Here is a 16,049-nt window from a genome sequence, read left to right on the forward strand (position 1 = left end):
TATCAGACGGCGAAGAGCAGGTACTCACGCTCCCAGGAACTGATCACGCGCTTGAAGTTTTCATGCTCGGCCCGCTTGACCGCGACGTAGCCGGTGATGAAGGTCTTGCCCAGGTATTTCTCGATGGTCGCGCTGTTTTCCATACGCTCCAGCGCGTCCTCGATGGTCAGCGGCAGGCGCAGGTTGCGGCGTTCATAGCCACGGCCTACGACTGGCGCGCTCGGGTTCAGCCCCTCGACCATGCCGATGTAGCCGCAGAGCAGGCTCGCGGCAATCGCCAGGTACGGGTTGGCGTCGGCGCCCGGCAGGCGGTTTTCCACCCGACGGTTCTGTGGGCCGGCATCCGGGACGCGCAGGCCCACGGTGCGGTTCTCTTCGCCCCACTCCACGTTTACCGGCGCCGAGGTGTCCGGCAGGAAGCGGCGGAACGAGTTGACGTTCGGTGCGAACAGCGGCAGCAATTCCGGGATCAGTTTCTGCAGGCCACCGATGTGGTGCAGGAACAGCTGGCTCATGGTCCCGTCTTCATTGGAGAACACGTTCTTGCCGGTCTCGATGTCGATGATGCTCTGGTGCAAGTGCATCGCACTGCCCGGCTCGCCCGTCATCGGCTTGGCCATGAAGGTCGCGGCCACGTCGTGTTTGAGCGCGGCTTCGCGCATGGTGCGTTTGAACACCAGGATCTGGTCGGCCAGCGACAGTGCGTCGCCGTGACGGAAGTTGATTTCCATCTGCGCCGTGCCGTCTTCGTGGATCAGCGTATCGAGGTCCAGCTCCTGCAGTTCGCACCAGTCGTAGACGTCTTCGAACAGCGGATCGAATTCGTTCGCCGCTTCGATGGAGAACGACTGACGGCCGATTTCCGGACGCCCGGAGCGGCCGATCGGCGGCTGCAACGGATAGTCAGGGTCGTCACTGCGTTTGGTCAGGTAGAACTCCATCTCCGGCGCCACGATCGGCTGCCAGCCCTTGTCGGAATAGAGCTTCAGGACTTTCTTGAGGACGTTGCGCGGCGACAGCTCGATCGGGTTGCCTTGCTTGTCGTAGGTGTCGTGGATCACCTGAGCGGTTGGCTCGATGGCCCATGGCACCAGGTACACGGCGTTCTGGTCGGGACGGCAGATCATGTCGATGTCGGCCGGGTCGAGCAGTTCGTAATAGATGTCGTCTTCGACGTAGTCGCCAGTCACGGTCTGCAACAGAACGCTTTCTGGCAGGCGCATGCCCTTCTCGGCGATGAACTTGTTGGTCGGCGAGATCTTGCCCCGGGTGATACCGGTCAAGTCGCCGATCATGCATTCGACTTCTGTGATCTTGTGGTCTTTCAACCAATCGGTGAGCTGGTCGAGGTTGTTACTCATAAATGCCTCTGGGCTGAGTCTCCTGACATCGTGTCAGGCAAAGTTTGACGCCGTGGCGTCGCGTTAAAGGGGGCTTGCTTGCGCGCAGTACCGGCTTACGCCCGGCACCGCGCATCGACAATGAAAGAGGAGCTTACCTGCCCTTTACGCTGGCGTTGCATTTCCTGTGCACATTCAAGGCGTGCAGAATCGTGAGCACGGCTCGGGGAGCGGCACAGGCTTTGGGGCTCAAAGAGATCTATATTGAAAGGAAACGCCATAAACAGGATGCTGTCGCGTGCGTCCAGAATATCGGACGTTGCCGTTTGGCCTGATGCGCACGAGAACCTCGTCGACCCGCCGCGAGCCATGCTGGCTGCATTTCGGACGGATTTGTCGCCACTGATGTGATGAGCATGCAGACCGGACTGTTGCGAGCAGTCGGTGATGCCGATTAACGGCAGGCGAGACATGAAGCACCCCGGTATTATTGCTGTTATGGGTTTGGTCGGAGCTTAGCCTTGTTCATTTTTTTACACAACACCCCCGTAAAAAATACAACACGGCCTGCTCAAGCCTGCGGGTGCCACGTGTTTCAAGGACAAAAAACCGCCCCAAAGTGCCCCATAAATGCCCTTGCAGCGCTTTTTTAGGGCAAAAAAGGCCTCGCTTGACTTCGGCAGGCCGTTCGGGTTGACTGAAACCAGAAAAGATCAATGATTGATATTTTTAACAACAAAGGTGTTGCATCATGTCGGTACCCCCGCGTGCCGTTCAGCTTAACGAAGCGAACGCGTTCCTTAAGGAACATCCTGAGGTTCTGTACGTTGACCTTCTGATTGCGGATATGAATGGTGTGGTGCGCGGCAAGCGCATCGAACGCACCAGCCTCCACAAGGTTTACGAGAAAGGCATCAACCTGCCGGCCTCTTTATTTGCTCTGGATATCAATGGTTCTACGGTGGAAAGCACCGGCCTGGGTCTGGACATCGGCGACGCCGACCGGATCTGCTATCCAATCCCCGATACCCTGTGCAACGAGCCATGGCAGAAGCGCCCTACCGCGCAACTGTTGATGACCATGCACGAACTCGAGGGTGACCCTTTCTTCGCCGATCCGCGCGAAGTGCTCCGTCAAGTTGTTGCAAAGTTTGACGAGCTGGGCTTGACCATCTGCGCCGCGTTCGAACTGGAGTTCTACCTGATCGACCAGGAAAACGTGAACGGCCGTCCACAGCCGCCACGCTCGCCGATCTCCGGCAAACGCCCGCACTCGACTCAGGTCTACCTGATCGACGACCTCGACGAATACGTCGACTGCCTCCAGGACATTCTGGAAGGTGCCAAAGAGCAAGGCATCCCGGCCGACGCCATCGTCAAGGAAAGTGCCCCGGCGCAGTTCGAAGTGAACCTGCACCACGTCGCCGACCCGATCAAGGCGTGCGACTACGCGGTCCTGCTCAAGCGTCTGATCAAGAACATCGCCTACGACCATGAAATGGACACCACCTTCATGGCCAAGCCGTATCCGGGCCAGGCGGGTAATGGTCTGCACGTCCATATCTCGGTGCTCGACAAAGATGGCAAGAACATCTTTGCAAGCGAGGATCCCGAGCAGAACGCCGCGCTGCGTCACGCGATCGGCGGTGTGCTCGAGACCCTGCCGGCGCAGATGGCTTTTCTCTGCCCGAACGTCAACTCGTACCGTCGCTTCGGCGCGCAGTTCTATGTGCCGAACTCGCCGTGCTGGGGCCTGGACAACCGCACAGTGGCGATCCGCGTACCGACCGGCTCTGCCGATGCCGTGCGTATCGAACACCGCGTGGCGGGTGCCGACGCCAACCCGTACCTGCTGATGGCTTCGGTCCTGGCCGGTGTGCATCACGGTCTGGTGAACAAGATCGAGCCAGGCGCTCCGGTCGAAGGCAACAGCTACGAGCAGAACGAACAAAGCCTGCCGAACAACTTGCGCGATGCCCTGCGCGAGCTGGACGACAGCGAGGTGATGGCCAAGTACATCGATCCTAAGTACATCGATATCTTCGTCGCCTGCAAGGAAAGCGAGCTGGAGGAGTTCGAACACTCCATCTCCGACCTTGAGTACAACTGGTATCTGCATACCGTTTAAGCGAATTGCAGGAATAAAAAGCGCTGCCGGCCATTTCAGCCCGCAGCGTTTTTTTATGGCCGAATACATTCCCCCTGTGGCGAGGGAGCTTGCTCCCGCCGGGTTGCGCAGCAACCCCCAAGACCATTCGACTCCGTATGTCAGGAAAAACTGGTCGTCTGGTTTTACGACTGCTGCGCAGCCGAGCGGGAGCAAGCTCCCTCGCCACAAGGACTGTGTTGCACTGGGGATGGGCGCTCCGCGTACAATGCCCGCTGCCCCGCAGGAGACTTCCATGACGCGTCCCGCCCCCGTTCGCAAACCCCGTGCCCGCAGCCAGGCGCGGATCGACTCGATACTCGACGCCGCGCGTACGCTGCTGGCCGCCGAGGGCGTGGCCAGTCTGTCGATCTACAGCGTCGCCGAACGCGCGCAGATTCCGCCGTCCTCCGTGTATCACTTCTTCGCCAGCGTCCCGGCGCTGCTCGAAGCCTTGACTGCCGATGTGCACGCAGCCTTCCGCGCCTGCCTGCAAGCGCCGATCGACCACGAGGCGCTGCGCGACTGGCGTGACCTGTCGCGGCTGGTCGAGCAGCGCATGCTGGAGATCTACGACGAAGACGCCGCCGCTCGCCAGTTGATCCTCGCCCAGCACGGCCTGACCGAAGTGACCCAGGCCGACCGCCAGCACGACATCGAACTCGGCGACCTGATGCACAAACTGTTCGACCATCACTTCGAATTGCCGCGCCTGCCAAGCGATGTCGACGTGTTTGCCCTGGCGATGGAACTGGGCGACCGCGTGTATGCGCGCTCGGTGCAGCAACACGGGCAGATCACCCCGCGCATGGCCGAGGAAGGGATGCGGGTGTTTGATGCCTATATCGGCCTGTATCTGCCGCCGTATCTACCCAAGAGAGTTCTCTAGCGCATTCACCGGCCCCTTCGCGAGCAGGCTCGCTCCCACAGGGGAACGCACTCCAAATGTAGGAGTGAGCCTGCTCGCGATGGCAGCGCCGCCGATTCAAATCCGTGCACAAAAAGAAAAACCCCGAAGGGCTCACGCCCTCCGGGGTTTGTTTTTTTCCACAGGCTTACAACTTGGCGATCGACACCTCGGTGGATTTCACGAAGGCGATCACCTCACTGCCCACCACCAGTTCCAGCTCCTTGACCGAGCGGGTGGTGATCACCGAAGTGACGATGCCGGAAGCGGTCTGCACGTCGATTTCCGACAGCACGTCGCCGAGAACGATCTCCTTGATCGAGCCTTTGAACTGGTTGCGCACGTTGATGGCTTTGATAGTCATGGCTTTGATTCCTGTCGTTGGTTGTAACTTGAGTTATTGCGCCCAACGCAATTGCGTAGGCAGTGGTGAAACAGGTTCCGGCTCCGGCGGCTCGCCGGGCAGGGACAGAACACGGTTGAGCACTTCGGTTTCCAGCGCCGCCAGTCGATGCGATCCACGCACTCGCGGACGAGGCAACTCCACTTGCAGGTCGAGGCCGACTTCACCGTCCTCGATCAGAATCACCCGGTCGGCGATCGCCACCGCTTCGCTGACGTCGTGGGTCACCAGCAGCACGGTGAACCCATGCTTTTGCCAGAGGCGTTCGATCAGTTGCTGCATCTCGATCCGGGTCAGCGCATCCAGCGCACCCAGCGGCTCGTCGAGCAGCAACAGGCGCGGTTGGTGGATCAGCGCCCGGGCCAGCGCCACGCGCTGCTTCTGCCCACCGGACAAGGCTGCCGGCCACTCATGGGCGCGATCCGCCAGACCGACTGCTTCCAGCGCTTCCAGTGCTTGCGGGCGCCAGTTGCCTTTAAGGCCGAGACCGACGTTGTCGATGATCTTTTTCCACGGCAGCAGCCGTGCTTCCTGGAACATCAGCCGGGTGTCTTCCCGTGCCTCGCTGAGCGCTGCGGCACCGGCCAGCAGGTCGCCGCCAGTCGGTTGATCGAGGCCGGCGAGCAAGCGCAGGAAAGTGCTCTTGCCGCACCCGCTGCGCCCGACCACGGCAACGAATTGCCCCGCCGGAATGTGCAGGTCGATGTCGCGCAGCACCTGCCGCGCACCGAAGGTTTTCTGCAGGTTGCGCACCACCAGTGGGATCCCGCGCAGCAGGCGTGGAGGTTGTTGAGCGGTCATGCTGCACCTCCCTTGGCCACCTGATAGGCCGGATGCCAGCGCAGCCACACACGCTCAAGTCCACGGGCGGCGAGGTCAGCGAGCTTGCCGAGTACCGCGTAAAGCAGGATCGCCAGCACCACCACATCGGTCTGCAAAAACTCGCGGGCGTTCATCGCCAGATAACCGATGCCGGAGCTGGCCGAGATGGTTTCGGCGACGATCAGCGTCAGCCACATGAAGCCCAGCGCAAAGCGCACCCCGACCAGAATCGAAGGCAGCGCGCCCGGCAGAATCACCTGCCAGAACAGGCTGAAACCGCTCAAGCCATAACTGCGCGCCATCTCCACCAGCGCCGGATCGACGTTACGGATGCCGTGATAGGTGTTGAGGTAAATCGGGAACAACGTGCCCAATGCCACCAGGAAAATCTTCGCCGACTCGTCGATGCCGAACCACAGGATCACCAGCGGAATCAGCGCCAGATGCGGCACGTTGCGGATCATCTGCACCGAGCTGTCGAGCAGGCGTTCGCCCCACTTCGACAGGCCGGTGATGAAACCCAGCACCAGGCCGATGCTGCCACCGATGGTGAAGCCCAGCGCCGCGCGCCAGCCGCTGATTGCCAGATGCGTCCAGATCTCGCCGCTGCGCACCAGGCTGACACCGGCCTCGATCACTGCCACCGGTGCCGGCAGGATCCGCGTCGACAACCAACCGGCCGACACCGACAACTGCCACACCGCCAGCAACAGCACCGGCAACGCCCAGGGCGCGAGGCTGTGGATAATTTTCTTCATGGCGCGCCTCAGCTCTGCGACGCGGCTTTGGGAAGAATGTCGTTGGCCACCATCTCGCCGAACGGGCTGACGTAACCGGCGCTTTTCGGCAGCTCCGGGCGCTCGATGTCGAGGTGCGGGAACAGCAGTTCAGCGACGCGATACGACTCTTCGAGGTGTGGATAACCGGAGAAGATGAACGTATCGATACCGAGATCCGCGTATTCCTTCACACGGGCGGCCACGGTCGGGCCATCGCCGACCAGCGCCGTACCCGCACCGCCACGCACCAGACCGACGCCGGCCCACAGATTCGGGCTGACTTCGAGGTTGTCGCGGCTACCGCCATGCAGCGCGGCCATGCGTTGCTGACCGACCGAATCGAAGCGCGCCAGCGATGCCTGCGCACGCTTGATGGTGTCGTCGTCCAGATGCGAGATCAGCCGGTCTGCCGCTTGCCAGGCTTCGGCGTTGGTTTCCCGCACGATCACATGCAGGCGAATGCCGAAGCGCACGGTACGCCCGAGCTTGGCGGCTTTGGCGCGCACCTGCTCGATCTTCTCGGCGACGGCCGCTGGCGGCTCACCCCAGGTCAGCACCATCTCGACCTGTTCGGCGGCCAGATCCTGCGCCGCTTCGGAGGAGCCACCGAAGTAAAGCGGCGGACGCGGTTGCTGGATCGGCGGATAGAGCAGTTTGGCGCCCTTCACGCTGATGTGTTCGCCGTCGTAATCGACGGTTTCGCCTTCCAGCACCCGACGCCAGATGCGGGTGAATTCCACCGAGGCTTGATAGCGCTCTTCGTGGTTGAGGAACAGACCATCACCGGCCAACTCTTCCGGGTCGCCACCGGTCACCAGGTTGAACAGCGCACGACCGCCGGACAGACGATCCAGCGTAGCTGCCTGTCGCGCCGCGACCGTCGGGGAAATGATTCCGGGGCGCAGGGCGACAAGGAATTTCAGACGCTGGGTCACCGGGATCAGCGACGCGGCCACCAGCCACGAGTCCTCGCAGGAACGGCCGGTGGGGATCAGCACGCCGCCAAAGCCCAGACGATCCGCCGCTTGCGCGACCTGTTGCAGATAACCGTGGTCAACGGCGCGTGCGCCTTCGGCGGTGCCAAGGTAATGGCCGTCGCCGTGGGTAGGCAGGAACCAGAAGATGTTGAGGCTCATGGAGTGGTCTCCTTGGGGATTCGATTTACTGGGCTTGGGTAACCGAGCTTTGGGCCACAGCGGCCGGTGGTGTCCAGATCACGTCCTTGATGCTCAACGGCTTGGGAATCAGCTTGAGCTGGTAGAAGGTGTCGGCGATTTTTTGTTGCGCGGCGACCACATCCGGGGTCAGGAACAGCGCACCGTAGCCCTGGCGTTTCACCGAGGTCAGGGTGATCTCCGGCGACAGGCCGAGCAGCGGCGCGACCTGTTGGGTCACGTCCTGCGGGTTGGCCTTGGACCACTCGCCCACCGCGCGCACTTCTTCGACGAGGGTCTTGATCACCTCGGGATTTTTCTGCGCGTAGGGTTTGGTCGCGAGATAGAACTGGTGGTTGTCGACGATGCCTTTGCCGTCACGCAGGGTGTGCGCCTGCAACTGGTTTTCGGCAGCGGCCTGGTACGGATCCCAGATCACCCAGGCATCGACGCTGCCACGCTCGAACGCGGCGCGGGCATCGGCCGGCGGCAGGAATACGGTCTGGATATCGGAGTATTTGAGACCGGCGTCTTCCAGCGCGCGCACCAGCAGGTAGTGCACGTTGGAGCCTTTGTTCAGGGCGACTTTCTTGCCCTTCAGATCGGCCACCGATTTGATTGGCGAGTCCTTCGGCACGAGGATCGCTTCGCTGTTCGGCGCTGGCGGTTCGTAGGCGACGTAAAGCAGATCAGCGCCGGCAGCCTGAGCGAATACCGGTGGGGTTTCGCCGGTCACGCCGAAGTCGATCGAGCCGACGTTCAGGCCTTCCAGCAGCTGCGGGCCGCCGGGGAATTCAGTCCATTGCACGTCCACGCCTTGGGCGGCCAGACGCTTTTCCAGAGTGCCTTTGGCTTTGAGCAGCACCAGCGTGCCGTATTTTTGATAACCGATCCGTAGAGTCTCGGCCTGAGCTTGAGTGATGGCGCCGAAGGTGACAGCCGCAGCAAACAGAGCGACCAGACCACGACGCAAAAATACAGTGCGCATAGCGCTCTCCTTTTTGCTGTTGGGTTGTGGCTGCACCTGCTTGCCCGTTGGCGGGCGAGTAAGGCCAGTACTTCAATTTCGGTGAGGCTTAAATGCTCCAGCGAGCACTCAACAAACGTTCATTCAACAGGCCCGGCTCCAGTGGTTTCGGCCGGCGGGCCATGGCACTGACAAACTGATCCAGCGCTTCATGCAGACGCTGCTCCAGCGCGGGTGCCAGTTGCGCCGCGGCACTGCCTTCGCCGTAAGCGATCTGGCTGTCCTCGGCAAAAATTCCTTGCAGCATTTCCTGCGCTTTCAATGCCGACAGCACCGGTTTGAGCGCGTAATCGACCACCAGCATGTGGGCGATGCTGCCGCCGGTGGCCATCGGCAAAACGATCTTGTGGTTCAGGGCACGTTCCGGCAGCAGATCCAGTACGGTTTTCAGCGCACCGGAAAACGACGCCTTGTACACCGGCGTGGCGATCAGCAGGCCATCGGCGTTTTCAATCTGCGCCAGCAGGTCGAGTACTTTCGGGCTATCGAAGCGGGCATGGAGCAGATCTTCGGCCGGGAAGTCCCGCACCTGATAACTCACCACTTCGACCCCTTGCTGCCGCAACCAGTGTTGCGAGCGTTCCAGCAGCACCCCGGAACGGGAGCGCAGGCTGGGACTGCCACCGAGTGAGACGACCAGCATTCAGACGATTCCTTACGCGTTACAGGCGATTCGCGGGTTGCGATCTCGCTTCGATGGGAGTGACCTTACCAGCTGATTTATATATCCATAAATCATATTTATTCATTTGGTTATGCGTTTTAGAGATATGTTATTTGCTTTGTTCCGGGCAAAAAAACAGGCCGTGAAAACGGCCTGAAATTCCCTGCTTTGTGGTTCCGTGGTGGCTGGACTAACGCCTTCGCGAGCAGGCTCGCTCCCACATTTTGGAATGCGTTCCCCTGTGGGAGCGGGCTTGCTCGCGAAGGCGGCGGTAGCTACAGCCCAAATCTCACTGATTCACTTATTCGGCTGCGGCGTCAGACGCAGGTAGGGCTTCACCGCGCGATAGCCTTTGGGAAAACGCCGCTTGATCTCTTCCTCATCCTTGAGCGACGGCACGATCACCACCTCATCACCGTCCTGCCAGTTGGCCGGGGTTGCCACTTTGTAGTTGTCGGTGAGTTGCAGCGAATCGATCACCCGCAGGATCTCGTGGAAGTTGCGCCCGGTACTCGCCGGATAGGTGATGGTCAGGCGAATCTTCTTGTTCGGATCGATCACGAACAGCGAACGCACGGTGAGGGTGTCGTTGGCGTTCGGATGGATCAGGTCGTAGAGGTCGGAAACCTTGCGATCGGCGTCGGCCAGGATCGGGAAGTTGACGATCGTGTTCTGGGTTTCGTTGATGTCCTCGATCCACTTGTGGTGCGAGTCCACCGGGTCAACCGACAGGGCGATGGCTTTGACGCCGCGCTTGCTGAACTCATCCTTGAGCTTGGCGGTGAAGCCCAGCTCGGTGGTGCACACCGGGGTGAAGTCGGCCGGGTGGGAGAACAGCACGCCCCAGCTATCGCCCAGCCACTCGTGAAAACGAATCTTGCCGGCGCTGGAATCCTGTTCGAAGTCGGGGGCGATGTCGCCGAGTCTGAGGCTCATGGTGCTGCTCCTGATGAGTTGTTGGAGAACTCAACTGTAGCTCGGGATTCGACATCATGAAAAAGAATAAATAAATAGATATCTAGAATCTAAAGGAATATTAAACATCGTTCACTGGACGCTCGACGGCATCGCGACGAACATCGTTCTCAAGGTTCGAGAAGGCCTTGAGTTGCTGCAAAGAGGGAATTTCGGGACAGGCTTACGGGGGTGAGCCTGACTCGAAAACGCAAAAGCCCCGTCCGGCACGGTGCCGGACGGGGCTTTTTTACATCAGCCGTTTGAACGCGCTATTACAGCAGCGGGATCGAGTAGCTGACGATCAGGCGGTTTTCGTCCTGGGAACGAGTGTTCGCCAGGTCGGTACGCCACATCGCGTTTTTCCAGGCTACGCCGAGGTTCTTCAGCGGGCCTTCCGGGATTACGTAACCGATGGTCAGGTCGCGTTCCCACTCCATCTTGTCGCCCAGCGGGGTGTCGATGTTATCGCCACGCAGGTAGATCACGTTCGCGGTCAGGCCAGGAACGCCGATCTTGGCGAAATCGTAGCCGTAGCGAGCCTGCCAGGTACGCTCACCGGCGCGACCGAACTTCTGGATCTGCATGTCGGTGATGGTGCTGTTGGACGAGCCGTCACCCTGGTTCAGCCAAGGGAAGTCGCTGTCGCCGTTGGTGTACTGGTAACCCGCACCGAAGGTGTGACCTTCAACCGAGTACAAAGCCAGGTAGCTGTACAGGTTGTTGTCGACTTTGCCCTTGGTGGTAGTGCCACCGTAGTAACCGCTGGTGTAGTAAGCGGCAGTGTCACCGTTGGCACCGTTGTCACGGCTGCGGTAGTAACGCAGGTCACTTTTCAGTACGCCCGGGCCGATTGCCCAGTTATGTACCAGACCCAGGAAGTTCTGCGAGTAGAAGTCCTTCAGCTCGCCGTAGTAGTACGAGGCGGTCAGGTCTTTGGTCAGCTTGTAGTCAGCACCAGCGTAGTAGAACTTGTTGCTGAACACGCCTTTGTCGTAGTTCGAACCGGCGTTGGCACCAGCAATCGACATGTTTTCGTTGTTGCTGGAGTTACGACCTTTCACGGCCTCGACCTGACCGGCAGTCAGCGTCAGGTCCTTGATCTCGTTCGAGGTGATCGCTTCGCCCTGGAAGGTTTGTGGCAGCAGACGACCGTCGTTGTATTTGATGACCGGGTTGTTCGGCAGCAGAGTACCGACCTTCAGCTCGGTCTGGGAGATCTTGACCTTACCGGTCACACCCAGGCTCGCGAAGTCATGCACTGCACGGTTGCCATCGCTTGGGAACACGGTGCCGCCCGAAGCAGTACCGGTCGAGTTGCCGCTGGTGGCCGGGCTGGAATCCAGACGCACGCCGTACAGGCCGATCGCGTCAACACCGAACTGCACGGTGCCTTGGGTGTAACCCGAGATGAAACGCAGATCGAAGCCTTGACCCCATTCTTCGTTCTTGTTCGGGCCAGTGCCGTCACGGTTATCGGTGTTGATGTAGAAGTTGCGCAGGCCCAGAGTGGCCTTGCTGTCTTCGATGAAACCGGCGGCGCCTGCCTGCTGCGCCAAAACCCCTACGGCCACAGCCAGGGCCAAGGTGGACTTGTTCATGTAAAGCTCCTCTCGTTTCTAATTCTTGTGTTCCTGGTCCTGGTCGAATGCCCGGATCCGTAGGTTCGCGATTAGCGCCAGAGCGTGACTGACAAGTCAATCGTAACCTTGTGTGTCTACGACCAAGGTCTAATCGCAGTATTTGGGTCCCTGCACAGTACTGACTTTCCTGATAACCCCAAAAAGAATTATTTCATTCTTTTTTATACTATCTAGCTATATGGCCCAGTAATGGCCACCTGCAGCGCAACACAGGATATCGGCTACTAAGCTAATTACTAAATGGTATTTGTTCGCCCTTTTTTAGATCGCTTAGCGTTGACGTATTCGAATCACGTCAAACCCTATCCAAAAGGCGACGCCATCATGGCCAAACGGGCACTATCTAGTCAATTTGTTACAGTTTGTGTGTCAGCGATAATTTCTTTCTCCGCTCAAGCCGCCGACCTCACGGTGGGTTATCAAACCGGTATCGACCCGAGCAAAGTCCCTCAGGCCGACGGTACTTACGAAACCACCATCGGCCAGAAGATCGACTGGCGACGCTTCAATAGTGGCCCGGAAGTTGTGACAGCCATTGCATCGGGCGATGTGCAGATCGGCAATCTCGGCTCCAGCCCTTTGGCAGCGGCCGCCTCACGCAATCTGCCAATCGTCGCCTTCATTGTTTCAGCACAAATTAATGCCGCCGAAGCCTTGGTGGTGCGCAATGGCAGCGGGATCACCACCCCGCAGGACCTGGTCGGCAAGACCATCGCCACGCCCTTCGTTTCCACGTCCCATTACAGCCTGCTCGGCGCACTCAAGCACTGGGGCCTGGACACCTCGAAAGTCAAAGTGGTGAACCTGCAACCGGCGGAAATCGCTGCGGCATGGAAGCGTGGCGACATCGACGGCGCATTTGTCTGGTCACCGGCACTGGGCGAAATCCGCAAGACCGGCAAGACCCTGACCGATGCTGCACAAGTCGGCCAATGGGGCGCGCCGACGTTCGAAGTCTGGGTCGCACGCAAGGACTACGCCGAGAAGCATCCTGAGGTGGTGGCCAAATTTGCCAAGGTCACTCTAGACGCGTTTGCCGATTACGCCAGCCATAAAGACCGCTGGACCGCCGAATCCGAGCCGGTACAGAAAATCGCCAAATTGACCGGTGCCAACGCCGCCGATGTGCCGGAACTGCTCGCCGGTTCGGCGTTCCCGGACGCCAAGGCGCAGCAATCCACTGCGTTGCTGGACGGCGGCACGGCGAAGGCGATTGGTGAGACCGCGAAGTTTTTGAAGGAACAGGGCAAGGTTGAAACGGTGCTGCCGGACTATTCGCCGTATGTCAGCGCGAAGTTTGTAACTGAATAAAGATACATATGTGGCGAGGGAGCTTGCTCCCGCTGGAGGCCGAAGGACTCCCAATTCCGGCAAACACCGGTTTGGGGCCGCTTCGCAGCCCAGCGGGAGCAAGCTCCCTCACCACAAGAATCACTCGCTAATCTTCAGAGGGTCTTTTCGAAGATCTTCGAGTTGCGCTGATAGTTGTACAGCGACGCCCGCGCCGCCGGCAGGCGCTCGACGCTGCTGGGTTCGAAGCCACGCTCGCGGAACCAGTGCGCCGTGCGAGTGGTGAGGACGAACAGGGTTTTCAGGCCCTGCGCCCGGGCCCGGGTCTCGATGCGCTCCAGCAGCTCATCGCCGCGACCACCGTGACGGTACTCCGGATTCACCGCCAGGCACGCCAGCTCACCGGCATCCGAATCGGCGATCTGATACAGCGCCGCACAGGCAATGATCATGCCTTCACGCTCGACCACGCTGAACTGCTCGATCTCGCGCTCCAGCACTTCACGCGAACGGCGCACCAGAATCCCCTGCTCTTCCAGCGGACTGATCAGGTCGAGCAGACCGCCGACGTCTTCAATCGCCGCCTCGCGCACCAGCTCGAATTGCTCCTGGGCCACCAGCGTACCGCCGCCGTCACGGGTGAACAGTTCGGTCAGCAGCGCACCGTCCTCGGCATAACTGACGATATGGCTGCGCGCCACGCCGCCACGGCAGGCTTCGGCGGCGGCATCCAGCAATTCCGCCTGATAGTTATTGCCCAGACGTTGCAAATGCGCCGGCACCTGCTGCGGACGCAGTTCGCGCACCAGTTTGCCATTCTCGTCGATCAGACCGAGGTCGGCGCCGAACAGCAGCAGCTTGTCGGCACCGAGGTCGATGGCGGCACGGGTGGCGACGTCTTCGCAGGCCAGATTGAAAATTTCACCGGTCGGCGAATAACCCAGCGGCGATAGCAGCACGATCGAACGCTCGTCCAGCAGACGGTTGATACCTTTGCGATCCACCCGGCGCACTTCGCCGGTGTGGTGATAGTCGACGCCTTCGAGCACGCCGATCGGCCGCGCGGTCACCAAGTTGCCGCTGGCCACCCGCAAGCGCGAACCCTGCATCGGTGATGAAGCCATGTCCATCGACAGCCGCGCTTCGATGGCGATGCGCAACTGGCCGACCGCGTCGATCACACATTCCAGCGTCGCCGCGTCGGTGATGCGCATGCCGTGATGGTAGTGCGGGGTCAGGCCGCGGGCGGCGAGGCGGGTTTCAATCTGCGGGCGCGAACCGTGGACCAGCACCAGGCGCACGCCGAGGCTGTGCAACAGCACCAGGTCGTGGACGATATTGCCGAAGTTCGGATGCTCCACGCCGTCGCCGGGCAGCATGACGACGAAGGTGCAGTCGCGGTGGGCATTGATGTAAGGGGACGCGTGACGAAGCCAATTAACGTATTCGGGCATGAACCTGGGCCTGTAATAAATAGCAGCCGGAAAAAGGGCGAAACGGAAAACGCACAGCGGGCTGATGGTTATCGTCGGAACAGGCTTGGCGACACGCGCGCTCTCCTCATGAATACGGGTTGGGGTGCTGGCAATTTACAGCGTTTGGTCAGACAAAACACAATCCCTGTGGGAGCGAGCTTGCTCGCGAAAGCGGTGTATCAGATACATCAATGTCGAATGACCCGACGCCTTCGCGAGCAAGCTCGCTCCCACATCGACATTGTTCAATTCATAGAACTTTGTCCGGGCTCAGGCAGTAATGTTCAATCAACTGCCGCAATAGATGCACGGTAGGCTGCAAACGTGACATTTCAAGGTATTCGCCGGGCTGGTGCGCACAGGCAATGTCGCCGGGGCCGAGCACGATGGTTTCGCAACCCAGGCGCTGAAGATAAGGCGCTTCGGTGCCGAACGCTACTGCTTCGGCACTGTGACCGGTGAGCTTTTCGGCGATGCGCACCAATTCGGTGTCTGCGGCCTGCTCGAATGGCGGCACTTCCGGGAACAACGGCTTGTAATCGATCTTCACCTGATGCCGCTCGGCCACCGGATTGAGCTTGCGCAGGATTTCCGCACGCAGGACATTGGGGTCCATGCCCGGCAGCGGACGCAGGTCGAACTCCAGCGAACACTGGCCGCAAATGCGATTCGGGTTGTCGCCGCCATGAATACAGCCGAAGTTCATGGTCGGTTGCGGCACGCTGAACTGCGGGTTGTTGAATTCACGCTGCCACAACAGACGCAAACCGCGCAGTTCGCCGATGGCATCGTGCATCGCTTCGAGGGCGCTGTGGCCCAGGCGCGGATCCGACGAATGGCCGCTCTGCCCGAGGATGTCGATGCGCTCCATCATCACACCTTTATGCAGGCGGATCGGTTTAAGCCCGGTCGGCTCGCCGATTACCGCTGCACGCCCCAGCGGCTTGCCGGCCTCGGCCAGTGCCCGGGCACCGGACATCGAGCTTTCTTCATCGCAGGTGGCGAGGATCAGCAGCGGTTGCTTGAACGGTTGGTCGAGCAACGGCTGCACGGCCTCGATGATCAGCGCGAAAAAACCCTTCATGTCGCAACTGCCCAGCCCGACCCAGCGGCCGTCGACCTCGGTGAGTTTCAGCGGATCGGTCTGCCACAGCGCATCGTCATAAGGAACGGTATCGCTATGCCCGGCCAGTACCAAGCCACCGGGGCCGCTGCCGAAACTGGCGAGCAGGTTGAATTTACCGGGGCTGACCTGCTGGATATCGCAGTTGAAGCCCAGATCGCCCAGCCAACCGGCGAGCAAATCGATCACCGCCCGGTTGGACTGATCCAGGCTCGGTTGGGTGCAACTGACCGACGGTGCGGCGATCAGTGCAGCGAACTGGTCTTGCATGGATGGCAAAGGCATCGCTGACTCCAACTCCCGATTTGAAGTCCATCATAGA

The 16,049-nt window shown here is 60.2% G+C and carries 14 protein-coding genes; 3 read left to right on the forward strand and 11 right to left on the reverse strand.

The genetic code is table 11. From position 1 onward, the window contains the following. Positions 1–2: 2 nt before the first annotated feature. The gene (locus ACVHNU_RS23545; RefSeq protein WP_003229252.1) at positions 3–1,361 is read right to left on the reverse strand and encodes a glutamine synthetase family protein; all 1,359 of its coding nucleotides are present in this window, start codon (positions 1,359–1,361) and stop codon (positions 3–5) included. 730 nt (positions 1,362–2,091) lie between these two features. Between ACVHNU_RS23545 and ACVHNU_RS23550 the strand changes: the two genes are divergently transcribed. Both ACVHNU_RS23550 and ACVHNU_RS23555 read left to right on the forward strand, forming a co-directional pair. Continuing rightward, a complete protein-coding gene (locus tag ACVHNU_RS23550) occupies positions 2,092–3,468 on the forward strand; it encodes a glutamine synthetase family protein (RefSeq protein ID WP_003229254.1) in 1,377 nt (458 codons plus the stop codon). A 274-nt stretch (positions 3,469–3,742) separates the two neighbouring features. After that, positions 3,743–4,375, forward strand: a complete 633-nt coding sequence (locus ACVHNU_RS23555) for a TetR/AcrR family transcriptional regulator (protein ID WP_103521766.1) — start codon at positions 3,743–3,745, stop codon at positions 4,373–4,375. Between the two features lie 166 nt (positions 4,376–4,541). Here ACVHNU_RS23555 and ACVHNU_RS23560 read toward each other — a convergent pair whose 3' ends face one another. The 8 genes from ACVHNU_RS23560 to ACVHNU_RS23595 all read right to left on the reverse strand — a co-directional run bounded on the left by ACVHNU_RS23560 (position 4,542) and on the right by ACVHNU_RS23595 (position 11,797). After that, on the reverse strand, positions 4,542–4,757 hold the full coding sequence (locus ACVHNU_RS23560) for a TOBE domain-containing protein (protein ID WP_003229256.1): 216 nt from the start codon (positions 4,755–4,757) through the stop codon (positions 4,542–4,544). 33 nt (positions 4,758–4,790) lie between these two features. After that, positions 4,791–5,597, reverse strand: coding sequence for an aliphatic sulfonates ABC transporter ATP-binding protein (gene ssuB, locus ACVHNU_RS23565; protein ID WP_473018399.1), 807 nt, complete (start codon positions 5,595–5,597; stop codon positions 4,791–4,793). Beyond that, on the reverse strand, positions 5,594–6,376 hold the full coding sequence (gene ssuC / locus ACVHNU_RS23570) for an aliphatic sulfonate ABC transporter permease SsuC (RefSeq protein ID WP_003229260.1): 783 nt from the start codon (positions 6,374–6,376) through the stop codon (positions 5,594–5,596). Before ssuC ends, ssuB begins: the two co-directional genes overlap by 4 nt. 8 nt (positions 6,377–6,384) lie before the next feature. Further along, positions 6,385–7,533 carry an FMNH2-dependent alkanesulfonate monooxygenase gene (gene ssuD, locus ACVHNU_RS23575; protein WP_003229262.1) on the reverse strand — a complete coding sequence of 383 codons (1,149 nt, stop codon included), beginning with the start codon at positions 7,531–7,533 and terminating at the stop codon, positions 6,385–6,387. Positions 7,534–7,558: 25 nt separating this feature from the next. Continuing rightward, a complete protein-coding gene (locus ACVHNU_RS23580; RefSeq protein WP_262141160.1) occupies positions 7,559–8,539 on the reverse strand; it encodes a sulfonate ABC transporter substrate-binding protein in 981 nt (326 codons plus the stop codon). Positions 8,540–8,627: 88 nt separating this feature from the next. After that, a complete protein-coding gene (gene ssuE, locus ACVHNU_RS23585; protein WP_003229266.1) occupies positions 8,628–9,221 on the reverse strand; it encodes an NADPH-dependent FMN reductase in 594 nt (197 codons plus the stop codon). Between the two features lie 318 nt (positions 9,222–9,539). Beyond that, complete coding sequence (locus ACVHNU_RS23590) at positions 9,540–10,178, reverse strand: peroxiredoxin (protein ID WP_003229268.1); 639 nt, start codon at positions 10,176–10,178, stop codon at positions 9,540–9,542. 293 nt (positions 10,179–10,471) lie between these two features. Further along, the gene (locus ACVHNU_RS23595; RefSeq protein ID WP_103521770.1) at positions 10,472–11,797 is read right to left on the reverse strand and encodes an OprD family porin; all 1,326 of its coding nucleotides are present in this window, start codon (positions 11,795–11,797) and stop codon (positions 10,472–10,474) included. Positions 11,798–12,163: 366 nt separating this feature from the next. On the opposite strand from ACVHNU_RS23595, the gene tauA reads away from it, so the two are divergent. After that, positions 12,164–13,150 carry a taurine ABC transporter substrate-binding protein gene (gene tauA / locus ACVHNU_RS23600; protein WP_262141161.1) on the forward strand — a complete coding sequence of 329 codons (987 nt, stop codon included), beginning with the start codon at positions 12,164–12,166 and terminating at the stop codon, positions 13,148–13,150. Between the two features lie 134 nt (positions 13,151–13,284). Here tauA and argA read toward each other — a convergent pair whose 3' ends face one another. Further along, the gene (gene argA, locus ACVHNU_RS23605) at positions 13,285–14,583 is read right to left on the reverse strand and encodes an amino-acid N-acetyltransferase (protein WP_003229273.1); all 1,299 of its coding nucleotides are present in this window, start codon (positions 14,581–14,583) and stop codon (positions 13,285–13,287) included. Positions 14,584–14,854: 271 nt separating this feature from the next. Further along, the gene (gene argE, locus ACVHNU_RS23610) at positions 14,855–16,012 is read right to left on the reverse strand and encodes an acetylornithine deacetylase (protein WP_338800274.1); all 1,158 of its coding nucleotides are present in this window, start codon (positions 16,010–16,012) and stop codon (positions 14,855–14,857) included. Between the last annotated feature and the right edge of the window lie 37 nt (positions 16,013–16,049).

The sequence above is a fragment of the Pseudomonas sp. Ors-4-3C genome (assembly GCF_055755035.1).